Below are 1,102 nucleotides of genomic sequence, written 5' to 3' on the forward strand. Positions count from 1 at the left end.
TATTGAGGCTTCCATAATTCATGACATTACCAGAGCGTAGCCTGCATCCAGCACGCCGCAATGATTGAGGGTCGCTTTTGAGCGCTCTTGAGTTTGTTTCGCGCGGTGGCCTGCAACTCGCTCAGATCGTTAGGACAGTAATTGGCCAGCCCGTGTCGCTTGAGCCACGCCCACAGATATTCGACTGGATTGAGATCAGGGGCATAGGGAGGAAGAAAGGCAATTTGGATGTGCCCGTTCAGCGCATCGAGATAGTCGCGCACCAGGCGGCTGCGATGTGCCTTCAAACCATCCCAGATGACCAGCAGAGGTTGCTTCAGATGAGCCCTAAGTGCTTTGAGAAATTCGACGATCTCTTCCTTGCGGATGCTGCCCTCGTGCAACCTGAACAAACAGTTGGTGCGCGTGAGGCCGGCGATCACCGAGACGTGATTCCAGTTGAAGTGAAACTGGATGACGGGCGTCTGACCTTTGGGCGCCCAGGTGCGCACGCGCGTGGGGCGCTCGCTGATTCCGGACTCGTCTACAAAGACAATCAGTCGACCTTCTCGCCGTGCTTTTTTTTGAGAGCGGGCCAGGTTTTGCGTTTCCAGTTGCGCACTGCCTCTTCATCGCGCTCAATGGCCCGCTTCTCAGGCTTTTGCACGCTAAAGCCCAAGGCGCCCAGGATTCGCCAGATTTGCGTTTGGCCGAACTTGACGTCGTACAGCCGTTCGATTACTACCCCCACGCGCTTGAGCGTCCAAAGCTCTGTACCAAAACCGTGCTCGGTCGGCTTTTGCAGAACGGCTTGGCGCAAACCTTCAAGCTGGGACTCGTCCAGTCTGGCAGGACGGCCCCTCGATGGCACGCTACGCAACGCTTCGATCCCGCCTTCATTGAGCAAGGCCTTCCACGTGTACACGGTTTGCCGGGCCACCCCCACTTCGAATGCGACTTCGGCAGGCCTTTTCCCCTTGAGCAGCAGTCGCCCTGCACGCAATCGTTTCTTTGTCGCCTCGTCAGATAGCCTCTTGACCATGCCTCATACCCTCAAACAGTTCATTGAAGATATAACGCACCGGGCTCCAATTGGTTGTCATGTTTTACGGAAATATCAATA

The 1,102-nt window shown here is 55.7% G+C and carries 1 protein-coding gene; it reads right to left on the reverse strand.

All coding sequences use genetic code 11. The annotated features are described in order from the left end of the window. Positions 1 to 26: 26 nt before the first annotated feature. Positions 27 to 1,021 (reverse strand): IS630 family transposase gene (locus HB376_RS40575; protein WP_213769306.1). Its coding sequence is split into 2 segments (ribosomal slippage): positions 27 to 556 and positions 556 to 1,021, totalling 996 coding nucleotides; the frame shifts between segments, so codons are not numbered across the junction. Positions 1,022 to 1,102 lie beyond the last annotated feature (81 nt).

It is taken from the genome of Caballeronia sp. dw_19, assembly GCF_018449515.1.
Taxonomy (GTDB): Bacteria; Pseudomonadota; Gammaproteobacteria; order Burkholderiales; family Burkholderiaceae; genus Caballeronia.